This window comes from Lentzea sp. NPDC060358, from assembly GCF_042725365.1.
Taxonomy (GTDB): Bacteria; Actinomycetota; Actinomycetes; order Mycobacteriales; family Pseudonocardiaceae; genus Lentzea.
Window position 1 is genome coordinate 1 of sequence record NZ_JBHXCW010000163.1, and the last position, 17,757, is coordinate 17,757.

The window sequence follows — 17,757 nt, forward strand, 5'->3', positions numbered from 1 at the left end:
ATCTCGCGCTGCTCGACCTCGTGCACCTTGCTCGACCCGGCCGACGGGGCGGCCATCGGGCGGCGCGACACGCGGCGGACGGTGCCCAGGTGCTCGGGCAGCAGCTCCGGCAGGGCCAGGCCGTAGAACGGCCACGCGCCCTGGTTCGCCGGCTCCTCCTGCACCCAGCGGATGTCCTTCGCGTTCGGGTACCGCTCCAGGGTCTCGGTCAGCTTGCGGGCCGGGACCGGGTAGAGCTGCTCGACGCGCACGATCGCCACGTCGCCGCCGCCGCGCTTCTCGCGCTCGGCGTGCAGCTCGTAGGAGATCTTGCCGCTGCACAGCAGGACCTTCGTGACCGCGTTCGGGTCCTTGACCGTCGGGTCGTCCATCACCGAGTGGAAGCGGTCGTCGGTGAACTCGGCCGTGCCGCTGACGGCGGCCTTGAGGCGCAGCATCGACTTCGGCGTGAACACCACGAGCGGCCGGTCGACGCCGTCGAGGGCGTGGCGGCGCAGCAGGTGGAAGTAGTTCGCCGGGGTCGACGGGACGGCGACGGTCATGGAGCCCTCGGCGCACAGCTGCAGCCAGCGCTCGATGCGGCCCGACGTGTGGTCGGGGCCCTGGCCCTCGTGGCCGTGCGGCAGCAGGATCACGACGTCGGAACGCTGACCCCACTTCGCCTCACCGGACGAGATGAACTCGTCGATGATCGGCTGCGCGCCGTTGACGAAGTCGCCGAACTGCGCCTCCCACAGCACCAGCGCCTGCGGGTTCGCGACCGAGTAGCCGTACTCGAAGCCGAGCGCGGCGAACTCCGACAGCACCGAGTCGTAGACCATGAACTTGCCCTGGTCGTCGGACAGGTTCTGCAGCGGCGTGTAGTCGTCGCCGGTCTTGCGGTCGATCAGGGTCGCGTGGCGCTGCACGAACGTGCCGCGGCGCGAGTCCTGGCCGGCCAGGCGGACGTTGCGGCCCTCGATCGCGAGGGAACCGAACGCCAGCAGCTCCGCGAACGCCCAGTCGATGCCGCCCTCGCGCGCCATCTTGGCGCGGCGGTCGAGCACCGGCTTGACGCGCGCGTGCGGCGTGAAGCCCTCCGGCAGGTCGACGTGCGCGTCGGCGATCTTCTCCAGCACCTCGCGGCTGATGTGCGTGGGCAGCTTCGCCGGGACCTGCTGCTCGGCCTCCACCGACGGGCTGACCGTCACCGGGTGCTTCTCGAGCTCGCGGACCTCGTTGAAGACGTGCTCCAGCTGGCTGGAGAAGTCCTGCAGCGCCTTCTCGGCCTCCTCGACCGTGATGTCGCCGCGGCCGATCAGGGACTCGGTGTAGGTCTTGCGGACCGAGCGCTTCTGGTCGATCACGTCGTACATCGCCGGCTGCGTCATCGACGGGTCGTCGCCCTCGTTGTGACCGCGGCGGCGGTAGCACACCATGTCGATGACGACGTCCTTCTTGAACGCCTGGCGGTACTCGACGGCGAGCTTCGCGACCCAGTAGCAGGCCTCGGGGTCGTCGCCGTTCACGTGGAAGACCGGCGAGCCGATCATCTTCGCGACGTCGGTCGAGTACTTCGAGGACCGCGAGTGCTCCGGCGCGGTGGTGAAGCCGACCTGGTTGTTCACGACGATGTGGACGGTGCCACCGGTGCGGTAGCCGCGCACGAGCGCCAGGTTCAGCGTCTCGGCGACCACGCCCTGACCGGCGAACGCCGCGTCACCGTGCATGGCGACCGGCAGGACCGGGAAGAAGTCGCCGCCCTTGTCGAGCATGTCCTGCTTGGCGCGCACGATGCCCTCGAGCACCGGGTCGACCGCCTCGAGGTGCGACGGGTTGGCGGTCAGCGACACCTTGGTCTCGCCGTCGCCGAACATCCGGAAGTACTTGCCCTCGGCGCCGAGGTGGTACTTCACGTCGCCGGAGCCGTGCGCCTGACCGGGGTCGAGGTTGCCCTCGAACTCGCGGAAGATCTGCGCGTACGACTTGCCGACGATGTTCGCCAGCACGTTGAGCCGGCCGCGGTGGGCCATGCCGATGACGACCTCGTCGAGGCGGGCCTCGGCGGCGGAGTCGATGACCGCGTCGAGCAGCGGGATGACGGTCTCGCCGCCCTCCAGCGAGAAGCGCTTCTGACCGACGTACTTCGTCTGCAGGAACGTCTCGAACGCCTCGGCGGCGTTGAGCTTGCTGAGGATGTACTTCTGCACGGTGGCCGGCGGCTTCTCGTGCGGGACCTCGACGCGCTCCTGGATCCAGCGGCGCTCTTCGGGCTCGAGGATGTGCATGTACTCGACGCCGACGGTGCGGCAGTACGAGTTGCGCAGCACGCCCAGGATGTCGCGGAGCTTCATCCGCTCCTTGCCGCCGAAGCCGCCGACGGGGAACTCGCGGTCGAGGTCCCACAGCGTCAGGCCGTGGCTGAGCACGTCCAGGTCGGCGTGGCTGCGCTGGCGGTAGTTCAGCGGGTCCGTGTCAGCCATCAGGTGGCCGCGCGTGCGGAACGCGTCGATCAGCTCGATGACGCGCGCGGTCTTGTCGACGGCGCCCTCGGGGATGTCCGCGACCCAGCGGATCGGCTCGTAGGGCAGCCGCAGCGACGCGAAGATCTCGTCGTAGAAGCCGTCCTCGCCGAGCAGCAGCTGGTGGATCCGCTTGAGGAACTCACCGGACTCCGCACCCTGGATGATGCGGTGGTCGTACGTGCTGGTCAGCGTGATGATCTTGCTGACGCCCATGTCGGTGAGCGCCTGCTCGCTGGTGCCCTGGAAGTGCGCGGGGTACTCCATCGCGCCGACACCGACGATCGTGCCCTGGCCGGCCTGCAGCCGCGGCACCGAGTGGTTCGTGCCGATCGTGCCGGGGTTCGTCAGCGAGATGGTGGTCCCGGAGAAGTCCTCGGTGGTCAGCGCGCCCGAGCGGGCCTTGCGGATCAGGTCCTCGTAGGCCTGCCAGAACTGCGTGAACGTCATGTTCTCGCAGCCCTTGACCGACGCGACGACCAGCGTGCGGCTGCCGTCCTTGCCGGGCAGGTCGATCGCGAGACCGAAGTTGACGTGCTCCGGCGTGACGACGAACGGCTTGCCGTCCACCTCGGCGAAGTGGCGGTTCATGTTCGGGAACGCCTGCAGCGCCCGCACGACCGCGTAGCCGATCACGTGGGTGAAGGAGACCTTCCCGCCCCGCGTCCGCTTCAGGTGGTTGTTGATGACGATGCGGTTGTCGGCCAGCAGCTTCGCGGGCACGGCGCGCACGCTGGTCGCGGTCGGAACGGTGAGCGACAGCTCCATGTTCTTCGCGATCGCGGCGGAGGCACCGCGCAGCTGCTTCTGCTCGGACTGCGCGCTCTGCGTGACCGGCTTGGCCTTGGCGGCCTGCTGCGGCGCGGGCTTGCCGGTGGACGGCAGCGAGGCCGCCGGCTTCGACTGGGCCCGCTCGGGCTGCGCGGCAGGCTTGGACGCGGCGGGCGCGGGCTTGCCGTTGTCGGCGGCCGGCGGCGTCACGGTCGCGGTCGTGGTCGAACCACCCGCGCTCGCCGTGGTGGCGGCACTGCCGTTGCCGCCCGCACGCTTGTAGTCGGCAAAGAAGTCATGCCATGCCGGGTCTACTGATGACGGGTCCGCGAGGAACTGCTCGTACATCTCCTCGACGAGCCACTCGTTCGGCCCGAATTGTGACGCAGGACTGCTGCTGGACACGGCTGGCGCTCGCCTCTATCCATCTCGCTCTTGGTGTTGACTCATGCGGTAGTCAGGCTAGTCCCCTCGGCCTCGGCCTTCACACACTGGAGGCACCTGGCAAGGAGTGCTCTGTCACAGGATCGATCAGGACGGCCCCGACGTCACCCGCAGTTGAGCAATTCTTGATGTGTGTCTCACTACGTCACCTCGCTTTCTTCGGCTGTTGGAGTGGCATACGCACCGAGCGCAGTGATCAGTTCACAGCAGGTGCACGTTCGTCGAGTCGCGGAACGGTCTTGCTCACCCCAGTGAACGCAGGACCGAGCCGGTCATCGCCTCGACGAACCGGCGCCGCGCGGCCTCGGACGTGCGGTCCAGCGACAGGTACGGGTTCAGGTCCTCGAGTTCGACCAGCAGGAGTTCCCCCTCGCGCGTGCGGCAAGCGTCGACCCGCTGGATCCCGTGCGGCAGATCGTTCCAGTCGATGAACTTCCGCGCGAATTCCAGATCGTCCCCGGCCGGGGTGTACCGCGCGAGTTCCCAGCGTTGTGCCGGGTCCGGTGCGTTCAGGGCGTACTGGAACTCGCGGTCCACGAAGTAGAACGAGACCTCGTACCGGAAATCGATCTTGGGCTGGATGAGAACGTCTTCTTCTTTTCGCGCGAGGTCCTCGCGTTTCACGAACTCGAGCCCGTGCGAGTCGGCGCCGGCTTTGGGCTTCACGACGTACTCGGCCACGTGCGGGAGCCGGTCGAGGTGCGCGAGGTCGTCGACCGTGGGGATGACCGGGAAGCCCTCGCCCGCCAGTTCCACCAGGTACTGCTTGCCGGCCATGTCGGCCTTGCCGGTGAGCGGGTTGTAGACGCGCTGGCCCGTCGCCTCGGCCCGGGCGCGGAAGGCCCGGTAGGCGTCCGGGTAGTCGATGACCGGGCCGCTGTTGCGGACGACCACGGTGTCGAAGCCGGCCATCAGGCCCGCGGCGTCCACCGGGTGGCAGAGGGCCAGGTCGAAGGTCTTGCGCAGCTCGGCGGTGAGGTGGATGTCCTCGTCGCAGTACCGGCGCCCGCGGGCCGGGTAGGCGAGGTCGGAGACGTAGAGGACTGTCGGACGCGGCATTCTGGGCTCCTGGGGCCTCGCTGACCTGGGGTTTGTTTGTACTTCACGGGGTGGGGCGGGGACGAGGGTTCGTGGCGCGGGCCACGGCGCGGGTGTTCGGGGGTGTGGTGCTGGGGGCCGCGGGGTGCTGGGGGGCCGTGGGGGCGGAGGGCTTGGGGTGCGCTGGCGGTGGGGCGAGGCGGGGCCGGGTGGGTGGCGTGTGCGGTCCGCTCCGGGGCGCGTGAGGTGCGTTGGGTCGGGGTGCGACGGGTGGTGGGCGCTACCAGGCGGCACAGGCCGCGCTGCACACGAGGTGGCCTGCTGGGGCGTGCCGTGCCTGGCTGGGGCGTCGCGCGCGCGGCGCGGGCGCGTGGCATGCCCGGACGTCCGGGCCGTCAAGGCGCCCGAAGGAACGCTGGCCGCGCGATCCCTTTTGCCAGGCCGGCCCAGTTCGATCCCTGCCGCCAGCCACTTCGGCGCGGCCTTGGAGCGCCGGAGGTTGCGGCAGGCCTCGGTCTTCGGTCAGGCCGCCTCCGAGGTGCCGTGGCGCCAGAGGCGGGCGTAGGCGCCGTTGGCGGCCAGCAGGTCGGCGTGCGTGCCCTGTTCGACCACGCGGCCGTCGGCCAGGACGACGATGCGGTCGGCCCTCGCCGCGGTGGCCAGGCGGTGGGCCACCACGAAGGTGGTCCGCGCGCCGGCGAGGTGGTCGCTGGCTGCCAGGACCGCGGACTCCGTGGCCGGGTCCAGGGCCGCGGTGGCCTCGTCCAGGAGCAGGACGTCCGGCTCCACCAGCTCCGCCCTGGCCAGGGCGACCAGTTGGCGCTGGCCCGCCGAGAGGTGGTTGCCGCGTTCGCCCACCGGCTGGCGGAAGCCGTTCGGGAGGGTGGCGACCATCTGAAGGGCGCCCACGGCCGCCACGGCCTGCTGGATCTCCTGCTCGGTGGCCTCGGGGCGGCCGTAGGCCACGTTGTCGGCCAGGTCGCCGCCGAAGAGGTGGGCTTCCTGCGGGACCACGCCCAGGCGTTGGCGGTAGGCGGAGAGGTCGTAGGCGCGGACGTCCACGCCGTCCACCGACACCGTGCCCGTCGTGGCGTCGTAGAAGCGGGCGATCAGTTTGACCAAAGTGGACTTGCCCGCGCCGGTTTCGCCCACCAGGGCCACGGTTTCGCCCGCGGGCACGTGCAGGGTCACGCCGGACAGGGCCGGCTGGTCGGCTCCCTTGTACGTGAACGAGACGTCGTCCAGGTGCACCTCGCCGCGCAGGCGGGGCGGGACCGGGACCGGGGACGCCGGGGGTTCGACGGTGCTCGGGGTGCGGAGCAGGTCGCCGATGCGGCGCAGGCCCACGCGGGCCTGCTGGTAGCCGTCGAAGACGCCGGAGAGCTGCTGGATCGGGCTGAAGAACAGGCCCAGGTAGAGCAGGAACGCGAGCAGGACGCCCGGCGTCAGCGAGCCGGTGGCGACGCGGTGGGCGCCCACCGCCAGGACCACGGCCTGGGCCACGCCGGAAAGCATTGCCACGAAAGGGAAGTAGGTGGCGATGTAGCGCTGGGCGCGTAGCCGGGAGCGGCGGTAGGCGTCGCTGCGGGCGGCGAAGGCCTCCGCCGAGCGGCGTTCCCTCGTGTAGGCCTGCGAGACGCGCAGGCCCGAGACGTTCTCCTGCAGGTCGGCGTTCACCGCGCTGACCCGTTCGCGGGCCTCGGCGTAGGCGGTCGAGGAGAGGCGTTGGAAGACGATGGTCGCGACCGCGAGGACGGGGACCACCGACAGGGCGATCAGCGCCAGCGAGGCGTCGGTGAACACCAGGGCCGCGGTGATGCCGACGACGGTGACCAGGCTGATCACGGCGGTCACGAGACCGGTCTGCAGGAACGTCGACAGGGCGTCCACGTCCGTGGTCATCCTCGTCATGATGCGGCCGGCCATCTCGCGCTCGTAGTAGTCGAGGCCGAGGCGCTGCAGGTGGGCGTAGCTGCGCACGCGCAACAGGTACAGCAGCCGCTCGCCCAGGCGCGCGGCGTAGACCGTGCTGCCCGCCGTCGTCAGCCAGCCGACCACGACCAGGCCGGTGCCCAGCCCCACCGCCAGCCACAGCGAGGACTGCACGCCCGTCGTGACGCCGCCGTCGACGCCCAGGCGCACCAGCGCCGGCAGGCCCATGCCCACCAGGGCGTCGAGCACCACCAGGGCGGCCACGCCCGCCAGCGCCCAGCGGACCGGGCGCAGCAGGCGCGCCAGCCGGAAACCGGGGTCGGGGGCGCGCGGGTCCTCGCCGTACAGGACCGGGGCCTCGGTCGCGGGCGGGAGCGAACGGACCTGCGCGAGCAGCTCGGGGGTGGGCGGGCCGCCGGCGAGCGCGGCCATGCCGCCACCGGGACCGCCGCCACCGCCACCCGCCCCGCGGCGACCGGCCGACGCGGGGGCGGAGGTCTTGGCCTCGTCGATCAGGCGCTGGTCGAGGTCTTCCTGCGACAGCACCGGCCACAGCTCGCCGGTGCGCGCGGGCCGCGCCGACTCGATGGCCTCACCGGGACCCGCCAGCAGGTCGCGGTACAGCGCGCACCGGGACACGAGCTCGTCGTGCGTGCCGATGTCGACCACCCGGCCCGCGTCGAGGACCGCGATCCGGTCGGCGAGCGACAGGGTCGACCGGCGGTGGGCCACCAGCAGGGTCGTGCGGTTCGCCGTCACCGAGGCGAGCGTCGCGTGGATTGCCGCCTCGGTCGCGTTGTCCACCGCCGACGTCGCGTCGTCGAGCACGAGGATGCGCGGGTCGGACAGCAGCGCGCGGGCGAGGGCGACGCGCTGGCGCTGACCGCCGGACAGCGTCAGGCCGCGCTCGCCGACCACCGTGTCGTAGCCGTCCTGCAGCGCCTCGATGAAGTCGTGCGCCTCGGCGGCCTTGGCGGCGCGCTCGACCTCCTCGCGTGAGGCGTCCGGCCGGCCGTAGGCGATGTTCGCGAACACGGTGTCGGAGAACAGGAACGCCTCCTCGAACACCACGCCGACCGAACCGCGCAACGACTCCAGCCGCAACGTCCGCACGTCCGCGCCACCGACCCGCACGGCACCGGAGTGCACGTCGTAGAACCGGGGCAGCAGCAACGACACCGTCGACTTGCCCGACCCCGCCGTGCCGACCAGCGCGAGCGTCTCGCCCGGCTCCACGGAGATCGAGAAGTCCCGCAGCACCGGCTCGCTGCGGGCGTACCCGAACGTCACGCCGGAGAACGAGACGCCGAGCGGGCCGGAGGGCACCTCACCGGGACCGTCCGTCACGTCCGGCTGCGAGTCGATCAGCTCGTACACCCGCTCCACCCCGGCGCGGGCGAGCTGCGCGGACACCATCAGGCTCGACAGCAGCCGCGTCGGCCCGACCAGGTTGGCCACGTACGTCGTGAACGCGAGGAACGTGCCCAGCGTGACCTGGCCGTGCAGCGCGAGCCAGCCGCCCAGCCCCAGCACCGCGACCTGCCCGAGCAGCGGCAGCGCCGTCACGGTCGCGAGCGGCTTCGACGACAGCTTCGCCGCCCGCATCCGTTCCGCGAACAGGAACTTCGCGTGCTTCTCCAGCCGCGCCACCTCGCGCGCCTCCTGGCCGAAGCCCTTCACCACGCGCACGCCGGTGACGGTCTCCTCGACGTGCTGCGCGAGGTCCGCGGCCCGCTGCTGCGCCGACCAGGTGGCCGGGAACAGCGTGAGCCGGGTGCGGCCCGCGAGCCACGCCACCAGCGGCAGCACGATCACCGCGATGATCGTGAGCGGCACCGACAGGTAGATCATCGCGGCCAGGGCGGCCAGCGCGAACACCACCGTGCCGACGGCCAGCGGCGCCATCATCAGCAACGACTGCACCAGCTGCAGGTCGGTGATCGACCGCGACACGATCTGCCCGGTCCGCAGCTCGTCCTGCTTCGCGCCGTCGAGCCGCTGCACGGCGGAGAACACGCCGAGCCGCAGGTCGTGCTGCACGCCCAGCGCGAGCCGGCCGCCCAGATAACGCCGCAGGAACGCCGACCCGAACGTGAGCAGCTCCAGCACGATCAACGCCACCATGAGCGGCCACAGGCGATCCGTGCGCCCCGCCGTCGAGTCGTCGATCGCGGTCTTGAGCAGCAACGGCCCCGCCGCTTGGAGACCCACGCCGACGACCGCGGCGACCACCGACAGCACCACCAGGCGGGGGTGCTGCCAGCACGCTGCGGTCAGTCGGCGGATCCAGCCCTTCGTCACGGGACCCACAGTACGTCCGGGGTCCGACATAAAAGTGTGACGTCAGGAACCGCAGGTCAGGTGACGTCCTTGGACTGCGTGACGGCCCATCCGCCCGCGAACACGATCCCGGCCCAGCCGAGGAACACGATCCCCGACAGCCACCAGTCCTGCGCCCCGGCCGCGCCCGCGATCGCCCGCAGCACGTCCTCGATCTCCGGGGGCACGACTCCCGCCGCGGACAGGAAGAGGTCGACCGACACCGACCCGGTGAGCCCGTTGATCGACCCGTTCGGCAGGAACCCGATCACCGCCGGCACCTCGAGGTAGGCCAGCACGCCGTGCAGCACGTTCTCGATGATCAGGAAGTACAGCAGCAGGAGCACGATCGCCCCCGCCACGTTCGGGACCAGCGCGCCGACGCCCACGCCGAACATCGTCATCAGGATCGACGACAGCACGCAGACCAGCGTCAGCATCGCCCAGCCGCCCGCGTCCGGCAGCTGCCCGGACGAGCTCGTGAGCACCACGCCGATGCCGAGGAACAGCATGATCGCGAGGCCGTAGATCGCGCCCCACAGGACGTAGACGAGCATCTTCGCCAGCAGCGCGTGCATGCGCGACGGCGAGGTGAGGAACGTCGTGGTGATCGTCCGCCTGCTGATCTCGCTGGAGATCGCCATCGCGCCGAACACCATCGGGAAGATCGTCGAGATGTTGATCGCCCGCGCGATGCCGAACAGCGAGACCTTCCACTGGTCCGGCGTGACGCCCAGGAAGTCCGAGACGTCGTCGACGTCGCCCGACGACGCGAAGTCCACGAAGAACTGCCCCAGCAGACCGGTCGCGAGCCCCCAGCCGAGCGCCAGCACCGCGGTCGGGATCAGCAGACCCCACCACAGACCGGTCGTCGTCGTCTTGCGGAGCTCCGCCTGTACGAGGTTGCCCATCAGGCCCAACCACCCTGCTGCTGCTGGTAAGGATTCGGCGCCGGCGCGTGCCCGGCGTACTGGCCGCTGGTGAGCTGGAAGAACAGCCGCTCGAGGTCGACCTGCTCCTCCTGGATGCCGTAGATCGAGACGCCCGCCTTCAACGCGGTGTCCGCCACCTGCTTGGAGTCCACACCGGACACCGCGAGCCTGCCGTCGTGCAGCTGCTCGATCGCCTGCACGCCCTCGGAGCGAAGAGCGTTCGCGAGCGCGTTGGGATCCGACGGCTGCACGAGGACGCGCTTCTGCTGCGACTGCCGCAGTTGCTGCAACGGCCCGTAGAACATGGTCTGCCCGCGCGAGATGATCACCACCTGGTCGACGGTCTGCTCGACCTCCGCCAGCAGGTGGCTGGAGACCAGCACCGTGCGCCCCATGCGCGCGTAGGACTGCAGGAACGTGCGCAGCCACGCGATGCCCTCGGGGTCGAGGCCGTTCGCCGGCTCGTCGAGCACGAGCACCTGCGGGTCGCCGAGCAACGCCGTGGCGAGCGCGAGCCGCTGCTTCATGCCGAGCGAGAACCCGCCCACCTTGCGGTCGGCGGCGCTGCCCAGGCCGACCAGGCCGATGACCTGGTCGGCCTGCGCGTCCGGCACGCCGATGGCCGACGCGTACACGCGCAGGTGGTTGCGGGCCGTGCGGGCGGGGTGGAACCCCTGCGCCTCCAGCACCGCGCCCACCACGCGGCCGGGCTGGCCGAGCTGGTGGAACGGTCGTCCGTTGATCGTCGCCGTGCCCCCCGTCGGCTTGACGAGACCCAGCAACATCCGCAGGGTCGTCGTCTTGCCCGCGCCGTTGGGGCCGAGGAAGCCCGTCACGCTGCCGGGTGACACGGTGAAGCTCAGGTTCTGCACCGCGGTCACCGGACCGAACTGCTTGGTCAGGTTCTGGACCGCGATGAGGCCGCTGCCGTCATGCATGCGGCCCATCCTGCCTGACGGATCAGTCCCGCAAGGCGTGCTTCGGCCGGGACACGACGGGCGCTTCGGGCACCACCCGGGGTGCGGCGACCGAGATCGGCAGCTCGGCGGTCGTCTCGGCGGTCGTCTCCGCCGGGACGCCGATCACCCTCGAACGGGTGAAAGGGGCGCGCAGCGGCCGACGCCGTTCGCGGTGCGGCACCCCTTCGCCGATCAGGTGCCGGTGCGCGGTGTTCCAGACCTGGCACGGCCACCGGCGGTGCCGCCACCAGCCAGGACACGCCTCGCACCGGCTGTCCTCGTCGGGCTGGTGCACCTCCAGGAGCAGCCGCCAGCCGTCCGCGAGGCGGTTGATCTCCGCCCTGGCCAGCGGGACCAGCGCCTCGGCCTCACCGTGCTCGGCCGCCTTCTCCAGCTGTGCCAGCCGTTGCAGCACCGCGTCGCGCAGGACCTCGTCCATCACATCTTCGCCGTGGCCTGGTCGAGCAACGAGCCGAGCCGGCGCGTCTGGGTGGCGGACATCACAGCCGTCTCGCCCGGCGGCGTGACCAGCAGGACCCGGTCGTTCTCGACGAGAACGGTCATCGACCTGTCCCGGCCGAACGGGTCGTGGCAGTGGATCCATCCCTGTGGTTCAGCCATGGAATCTCCTATCGAGGCACACCCGACTCCGTCTTCATCGGCCGTCGCCCCTGCTCGCCGCACCGCGAGACCGGGAATTCACTCGTTTGCTGGACGAGCCCGACACGGGCGGTGGTCCAGTCGGGGAAACTTTTCCGTCGCGTTTGGGCGGGGGTGCTGGGCGCGCCACCGGGAAGCCCGCTATATTTGGTGACGGCGGCCCCGCTCCCAGTGACCCCCAGGCTGGTTGAGCGCGGCCGCCCTTTAATTTTCCCCTCTTTTTCCTGGCACCGCCTGTCGCGAAAAACCTGCTTGCGCCCCGGGGTCTCGTACGCTGTAAGTTGCTCGTACACCGTAAGGGGGACGAGATGACTTCGACGACCGCAGAGACCGGGGTGGCGCCGCACCCGCAGCGCTGGGCCGTGCTCGGCGTGCTCTGCCTGTCCGTGATGGTCGTGGTGCTGGACAACACCGTGCTGAACGTGGCGATCCCGTCGATCTCCACCGGGCTGCGGGCCGGCACCGCCGACGTTCAGTGGATGATCAACGCCTACTCGCTCGCGCTGGCGGGCCTGCTGCTCACGACCGGGTCGCTGAGCGACCGGTTCGGCCGCAAGAAGGCGCTGCTGACGGGGCTGGTGCTGTTCGGCGCCGGGAGCGCCGTGGCGGCCTACGCCGGCTCGTCCGAGGCGCTGATCGCGGCGCGCGGGTTCATGGGGATCGGCGCCGCGGTGCTGATGCCGGGCACGCTCGCCGTGCTCATGCAGCTGTTCGACGACCGGGAACGACCCAAGGCCATCGGCATCTGGGCCGCCGTGTCGAGCCTCGGGTTCGCGGCGGGGCCGGTGATCGGCGGCGCGCTGATCAAGCACTTCTGGTGGGGCTCGGTGTTCCTGATCAACGTGCCGGTGGCGGTCCTCGCGATCGCGGCCGTCGCGTTCCTGGTGCCGGAGTCGAAGGACCCGGCCGTGCGCAGGCCCGACGTGGTCGGCTCGGTGCTGTCGATCATCGGCATGGTGGCGCTCGTGTACGCGGTGATCTCGGTGCCGGAGCACGGCTTCGGCTCACCGGAGTTCGGCGTGCCGGTCGCCGTCGGCCTCGTGACGATGGCCGGGTTCGCCTGGTGGGAACGGCACACCGCCGAGCCGATGCTCGACCTCGCGTTCTTCTCCGACCGCCGCTTCACCGGCGCGGTGGCGTCGGGCGTGCTGGCGGCGTTCGGCATGGCGGGCTCGCTCTTCCTGCTGACGCAGCACCTGCAGGGCGTGCTCGGCTACAGCCCGCTGGAGGCGGGCGTCCGCGTGGCACCGATGGCGATCGCGTTGCTCGTCACCAGCAACACGCTGGGCCAGCTCGTGGTGAGGCTGGGCGCCGGGAAGGCGATCCTGCTCGGCATGACGATCGTCGCGGCGGGCGTGGCGCTGCTGCCGGTCGGCACCACCTACCCGCCGACGCTGGCCGGACTGGTCCTGATCGGCGTCGGGGTCGGGGTGTCGCAACCGGTCGCGGTCAACGCGCTGATGGGGTCGATCCCGCCGGAACGCGCCGGCATCGCCTCCGGCCTGTCGGGCACGCTGACGGAGCTGGGCTCCTCGTTCGGCATCGCGGTGCTCGGCGCGCTGCTGTCGGCGCGGTTCGCGGCCTCGCTGCCGGACGGCGTTCCCGGCCGGTCGCTGAGCGAGGCCCTGCACAGCGGCGCGGACGTCACCGTCGTGCGCGAGGCGTTCTCCAGCGGCATGGGAGTCAGCCTGGCGATCGGCGCCGTCGGGGTGTTCCTGGGAGGTGTTGTGGCCAGCGTGTTGCTGCGGCGTGCCTAATATCGCTGTTCGTGGACAGCGTGTGGTTCGGCAAGCCCAGGCCCAGCAGCGGCCAGCCCCTCGGCCTGAGCCGTGAGGCGATCGTGCGCAAGGCGTTGGAGCTGCTGGACGAGCACGGCATGCAGAAGCTCTCCATGCGCAACCTCGCCGCGCAGCTCGGCGCGGCCCCGATGTCGCTGTACTGGCACGTCCCGACGAAGGACGCGCTGATCGAGCTCTGCCTGGACGAGATCTACGGCGAGTTCGACCTGCCGGCTCCCGGCGCGGAGTGGGAGCCGGCACTGCGCGGGATGATGCACACGCTGCGCCGTCTCGCGCAGAAGCACCCGTGGTGGGTGCGGGCCATCGGGGAGCACACGACCATCGGCCCGAACGCGGTGGCGATGTCGGACGCGATGCTCGAACCCATGCGCGCGGCCGGGCTGACGATGGCGGAGGCGGCCCTGTCGGCGTCGACGGTGTCGAGCTTCGTCATGGGATTCGCGATCGCCGAGGTGAACTTCGCCGGCGCGGGCAAGATGGACCAGCCGCCGCCGGACCTGGGCAAGATCGCCGACCTGTACCGGGACAAGCACCCCCGCTACGTCGAGATGCTGGACGATCCGGCGGTGTGGTCGCTCGAGGGGCAGTTCGAGTTCGGGCTGGACTGCGTGATCGACGGCATCAAGGCCCGCGTCGCGGCCCTCAGATAGGCGAAACCCCCGCAGCGATTCACGCGTGCGGGGGCCTCATTCATCCGGTTGGTCTTCAGACGACGGACTCCAGCGGCGTGTGCGCGAGGCCGGTCGCCTCGGCCACCGGGCCGTTGGTCAGCTGTCCGGCGTGGACGTTCAGGCCGAGGGCGAGCGAACGGTCGTCCTTCAACGCCGTCTCCCAGCCCTTGTCGGCCAGCGCGACGGCGTAGGGCAGCGTCACGTTGGTCAGCGCGTAGGTCGACGTGCGCGGCACGGCGCCGGGCATGTTCGCCACGCAGTAGAACACCGAGTTGTGCACCTCGTAGGTCGGCTCGGCGTGCGTGGTGGCGCGGGAGTCCTCGAAGCAGCCGCCCTGGTCGATCGCGATGTCGACGAGCACCGAACCCGGCTTCATCTCGGCGACCAGCGCGTTCGAGACGAGCTTCGGGGCCGCGGCGCCCGGCACCAGCACGGCGCCGATGACCAGGTCGGCCTCGCGGACGGCCTGCTCCACGGAGAACGCGTTGGACGCGAGCGTGCGCAGCCGGCCCTGGAACTGGGCGTCGACCTGCCGCAGGCGGTCGACGTTGGTGTCGAGGATCTGCACGTCCGCGCCCATGCCGACGGCGATCGTGGCGGCGTTGACGCCGGCCACGCCACCACCGATGACGACCACGCGGGCCGGGGCGACACCGGGGACGCCACCGGGCAGCACGCCGCGGCCACCGGAGGGCTTCATCAGCGCGAACGCGCCGACCTGCGGGGCGAGCCTGCCCGCGACCTCGGACATCGGGGCGAGCAGCGGCAGCGCGCGGTTCGGCAGCTGCACGGTCTCGTAGGCGATGGCCGTTGTGCCGGACGCCAGCAGCGCCTCGGTCAGCGGCTTGTCGGCGGCGAGGTGGAGGTAGGTGAAGAGCGTCTGGCCGGCGCGCAGGCGCGGGTACTCCTCGGCGATCGGCTCCTTGACCTTGAGGACCAGGTCGCCCTCGGCCCACACGTCGTCGGCGGTCGCGAGGACCTTGGCGCCCGCGGCGAGGTACTCCTCGTCCGTGATCGCGGAGCCCAGACCGGCGCCCTGCTCGACGAACACGTCGTGGCCGCGGCTCGTCAGCTCGTGCGCACCGGCAGGGGTGAGAGCGACGCGGTACTCGTGGTTCTTGATCTCGCGGGGAACTGCGATCCGCACGATGACTCCTCCGTTCGGTGGCCGACATCTCACAATGTGGGGCAGTGGGAAGGTCATGTCACTGTGCTGATCGCACTATCCAAGACGGGTGTGGTTGTTCATCTAGGACAGAGCTACTTGGTTTGCGCTCGCGTGTGACTCGACCCCGTTCGCGTTGACACCCGGCGGGGCCCGCACATAGCGTGCGCCCCGAGAACTGAAGACCGGCCGCGGTGCCTCCGTGCACCACAACCCGAGTGGGAGAGACCTCGACGAGCTGAGTCGGGGCGCCGAAGGGGCAAGCTCCCGCACACTCTCAGGCAGCAAGACCGCTCGGGGTAGGCAACTCTGCACGGCGGAGGGGGCGCAAGTGTCCCGACCCGTCACGACGCAGAGGAGTCGCCGTGCAGTTCCCCGAGAACCTGCTCTACACCACCGAGCACGAGTGGGTCGACTGGACGCCGGGCACCCAGGACCCGCTGACCTGCGGAATCACCGAGTACGCCGCGGACGCCCTCGGAGACATCGTCTTCGTCCAGCTGCCCGACGTCGGTGCCGAGGTGATCACCAACGAGGTGTGCGGCGAGCTCGAGTCGACCAAGTCCGTCAGCGACCTGTTCTCGCCCGTCACCGGTGAGGTGATCGAGGTCAACAGCGCCGTCGTGGACGACCCGGCGATCGTCAACAGCGACCCGTACGGCGCCGGCTGGCTGTTCAGGGTCCGCGTCGAGTCGGCGGAGAACCTGCTCACGGCGGCGAAGTACGCCGAGCTGACCAAGTCCGACTGACACCGGTCCGACTGACCGCCCCACCACCACGAAGGACTGATCAGTGGCGATCAGCGTTTTCGACCTCTTCTCCGTCGGCATCGGACCGTCGAGCTCCCACACGGTCGGCCCGATGCGCGCGGCGGCGATGTTCGTCGACAAGCTCGGCGAGCGCGCGTCCACCGTGGACCGCGTGCACGTCGAGCTCTTCGGCTCGCTCGGCGCGACCGGGCACGGCCACGGCAGCCCCAAGGCCGTGTTCCTCGGCCTCGAGGGCAACCTGCCGGAGGAGGTCGACCCGGCGGTCGCCGCCGGCCGCGTCGAGGAGATCGTCGCGAGTGGACGGTTGCGGCTCGGCGGCGCGCACGAGATCGGCTTCCGGCACGACCGCGACCTCGTCATGCACCGCCGCAAGTCGCTCCCGTTGCACCCCAACGGGATGAGCTTCGAGGCGTTCAGCGGCGGGGTGTCGGTCGAGCACGCCGTCTACTACTCGATCGGTGGCGGGTTCGTCGTCGACGAGAACGCCTCCGGCACCGACCGCATCAAGCCCGACTCCACGCCGTTGCCGCACCCGTTCCTCACCGGCGACGAGCTGCTCGCGCGCTGCCGCGAGACGGGCCTGTCGATCAGCGAGATCATGATGGCCAACGAGCTGTCGTGGCGGACCGAGGCCGAGGTGCGGTCGGGGCTCCTGCACATCTGGCACGTCATGCAGGAGTGCGTCGAGCGCGGCTGCACCGAGCACGGCACCCTGCCCGGCGGCCTGAAGGTGCGCCGCCGGGCCGCCGAGATGCGCAAGCGGCTGGAGGGCGAGCACTTCGTCACCGACCCGCTGCGCGTCATGGACTGGGTGACGCTCTTCGCGCTGGCCGTCAACGAGGAGAACGCGGCGGGCGGCCGGGTCGTCACCGCGCCCACCAACGGCGCGGCCGGCATCGTGCCGGCGGTCCTGCACTACTACACGCGGTTCGTGCCGGGGGCCGATGACGACGGCGTGGTCCGGTTCCTGCTCACCGCGGGCGCGATCGGCGTGCTGTTCAAGGAGAACGCGTCGATCTCCGGCGCCGAGGTCGGCTGCCAGGGCGAGGTCGGCTCGGCCTGCTCGATGGCCGCCGGCGGTCTCGCCGAGGTGCTCGGCGGCACCCCGGAACAGGTCGAGAACGCGGCCGAGATCGCCATGGAGCACAACCTGGGCCTGACGTGCGACCCGATCGGCGGCCTGGTGCAGATCCCGTGCATCGAACGCAACGCCGTCGCGTCGATCAAGGCGATCACGGCCGTGCGCATGGCTTTGCGCGGCGACGGCTCGCACTTCGTGTCGCTCGACAAGGTCATCAAGACCATGCGCGACACGGGCAAGGACATGTCGGTGAAGTACAAGGAGACGGCCCGCGGCGGGCTCGCCGTGAACGTCATCGAGTGCTGACCGCGCCTCAGCGGGCGTCGTAGGCCTGCTGCGCCTCGATCACCTCGGGCATCCGCGCCTGCAGGAGGCTGATCAGCGACAGCAGCCGCTCGGCCGTCTCGCGCCCGAGCGGCGTGAGGCTGTAGTCGACCCGCGGCGGGTTCGTGGGCTGCGCCTCGCGGTGCACGAGCCCGTCGCGCTCCAGGGCCTGCAGGGTCTGGGACAACATCTTCTCGCTGACCCCGTCGACGCGGCGGCGCAGCTCGTTGAAGCGCAGCGGACCGTTGACGAGCGCGCCCATCGTCAGGCTGCCCCACCTGCCGGTGACGTGCTCCAGCAACGGACGCGACGGGCACGCCTTCGCGAACACGTTGAAGTCCATGTCGGCATCATAGCTGGTCAAAGCGCTAACTGATAGTAAGTGTGAGGG

Annotated in this window: 13 protein-coding genes and 1 riboswitch; of the genes, 4 read left to right on the forward strand and 9 right to left on the reverse strand. The window is 70.6% G+C overall.

All coding sequences use genetic code 11. The features are described from left to right. The 7 genes from ACFWGZ_RS28320 to ACFWGZ_RS28350 form a co-directional block, all read right to left on the reverse strand. A partial coding sequence (locus ACFWGZ_RS28320; protein WP_382454623.1) for a multifunctional oxoglutarate decarboxylase/oxoglutarate dehydrogenase thiamine pyrophosphate-binding subunit/dihydrolipoyllysine-residue succinyltransferase subunit occupies positions 1-3,677 on the reverse strand: 3,677 nt, incomplete at its 3' end. Between the two features lie 282 nt (positions 3,678-3,959). Beyond that, entirely contained in the window at positions 3,960-4,775 is an 816-nt protein-coding gene (locus ACFWGZ_RS28325) for a hypothetical protein (protein WP_382454624.1), read from the reverse strand. A 501-nt stretch (positions 4,776-5,276) separates the two neighbouring features. After that, entirely contained in the window at positions 5,277-9,017 is a 3,741-nt protein-coding gene (locus ACFWGZ_RS28330) for an ABC transporter ATP-binding protein (RefSeq protein WP_382454625.1), read from the reverse strand. A 26-nt stretch (positions 9,018-9,043) separates the two neighbouring features. Beyond that, positions 9,044-9,916, reverse strand: a complete 873-nt coding sequence (locus tag ACFWGZ_RS28335) for a hypothetical protein (protein WP_382454626.1) — start codon at positions 9,914-9,916, stop codon at positions 9,044-9,046. Beyond that, positions 9,916-10,875: an ABC transporter ATP-binding protein gene (locus ACFWGZ_RS28340; RefSeq protein WP_382454627.1), complete on the reverse strand. Its 960-nt coding sequence runs from the start codon at positions 10,873-10,875 to the stop codon at positions 9,916-9,918. The genes ACFWGZ_RS28335 and ACFWGZ_RS28340 overlap by 1 nt, the downstream gene beginning before the upstream one ends. A 22-nt stretch (positions 10,876-10,897) precedes the next feature. Next, complete coding sequence (locus ACFWGZ_RS28345; RefSeq protein WP_382454628.1) at positions 10,898-11,335, reverse strand: hypothetical protein; 438 nt, start codon at positions 11,333-11,335, stop codon at positions 10,898-10,900. Continuing rightward, positions 11,335-11,517 carry a hypothetical protein gene (locus tag ACFWGZ_RS28350; protein WP_045312139.1) on the reverse strand — a complete coding sequence of 61 codons (183 nt, stop codon included), beginning with the start codon at positions 11,515-11,517 and terminating at the stop codon, positions 11,335-11,337. Before ACFWGZ_RS28350 ends, ACFWGZ_RS28345 begins: the two co-directional genes overlap by 1 nt. A 347-nt stretch (positions 11,518-11,864) precedes the next feature. On the opposite strand from ACFWGZ_RS28350, the gene ACFWGZ_RS28355 reads away from it, so the two are divergent. Together ACFWGZ_RS28355 and ACFWGZ_RS28360 are read left to right on the forward strand one after the other, a co-directional pair. Then, positions 11,865-13,313, forward strand: a complete 1,449-nt coding sequence (locus ACFWGZ_RS28355) for an MFS transporter (RefSeq protein ID WP_382454629.1) — start codon at positions 11,865-11,867, stop codon at positions 13,311-13,313. An 11-nt stretch (positions 13,314-13,324) separates the two neighbouring features. Next, positions 13,325-14,005, forward strand: coding sequence for a TetR/AcrR family transcriptional regulator (locus tag ACFWGZ_RS28360; RefSeq protein WP_382454630.1), 681 nt, complete (start codon positions 13,325-13,327; stop codon positions 14,003-14,005). Positions 14,006-14,060: 55 nt separating this feature from the next. Here the strand turns inward: ACFWGZ_RS28360 and ald are convergent, their stop codons facing one another. Further along, positions 14,061-15,173: an alanine dehydrogenase gene (gene ald / locus ACFWGZ_RS28365; RefSeq protein WP_382454631.1), complete on the reverse strand. Its 1,113-nt coding sequence runs from the start codon at positions 15,171-15,173 to the stop codon at positions 14,061-14,063. A gap of 227 nt (positions 15,174-15,400) precedes the next feature. Continuing rightward, a riboswitch (glycine riboswitch) is annotated at positions 15,401-15,494 on the forward strand. A 62-nt stretch (positions 15,495-15,556) separates the two neighbouring features. Here ald and gcvH point away from each other — a divergent pair. Both gcvH and ACFWGZ_RS28375 read left to right on the forward strand, forming a co-directional pair. Next, on the forward strand, positions 15,557-15,940 hold the full coding sequence (gene gcvH / locus ACFWGZ_RS28370; RefSeq protein WP_382454632.1) for a glycine cleavage system protein GcvH: 384 nt from the start codon (positions 15,557-15,559) through the stop codon (positions 15,938-15,940). A gap of 43 nt (positions 15,941-15,983) precedes the next feature. Further along, positions 15,984-17,348: an L-serine ammonia-lyase gene (locus tag ACFWGZ_RS28375; RefSeq protein ID WP_382454633.1), complete on the forward strand. Its 1,365-nt coding sequence runs from the start codon at positions 15,984-15,986 to the stop codon at positions 17,346-17,348. A gap of 7 nt (positions 17,349-17,355) precedes the next feature. On the opposite strand, the gene ACFWGZ_RS28380 is transcribed toward ACFWGZ_RS28375, so the two are convergent. Beyond that, on the reverse strand, positions 17,356-17,709 hold the full coding sequence (locus tag ACFWGZ_RS28380) for a winged helix-turn-helix transcriptional regulator (protein WP_382454634.1): 354 nt from the start codon (positions 17,707-17,709) through the stop codon (positions 17,356-17,358). Between the last annotated feature and the right edge of the window lie 48 nt (positions 17,710-17,757).

Coding starts and splice junctions, on each gene's coding strand:
- ACFWGZ_RS28325 (WP_382454624.1), bottom strand. CDS start 4,775: ATGCCGCGTCCGACAGTCCTCTACGTCTCCGACCTCGCCTACCCGGCC.
- ACFWGZ_RS28330 (WP_382454625.1), bottom strand. CDS start 9,017: ATGTCGGACCCCGGACGTACTGTGGGTCCCGTGACGAAGGGCTGGATC.
- ACFWGZ_RS28335 (WP_382454626.1), bottom strand. CDS start 9,916: ATGGGCAACCTCGTACAGGCGGAGCTCCGCAAGACGACGACGACCGGT.
- ACFWGZ_RS28340 (WP_382454627.1), bottom strand. CDS start 10,875: ATGCATGACGGCAGCGGCCTCATCGCGGTCCAGAACCTGACCAAGCAG.
- ACFWGZ_RS28345 (WP_382454628.1), bottom strand. CDS start 11,335: ATGGACGAGGTCCTGCGCGACGCGGTGCTGCAACGGCTGGCACAGCTG.
- ACFWGZ_RS28350 (WP_045312139.1), bottom strand. CDS start 11,517: ATGGCTGAACCACAGGGATGGATCCACTGCCACGACCCGTTCGGCCGG.
- ACFWGZ_RS28355 (WP_382454629.1), top strand. CDS start 11,865: ATGACTTCGACGACCGCAGAGACCGGGGTGGCGCCGCACCCGCAGCGC.
- ACFWGZ_RS28380 (WP_382454634.1), bottom strand. CDS start 17,709: ATGGACTTCAACGTGTTCGCGAAGGCGTGCCCGTCGCGTCCGTTGCTG.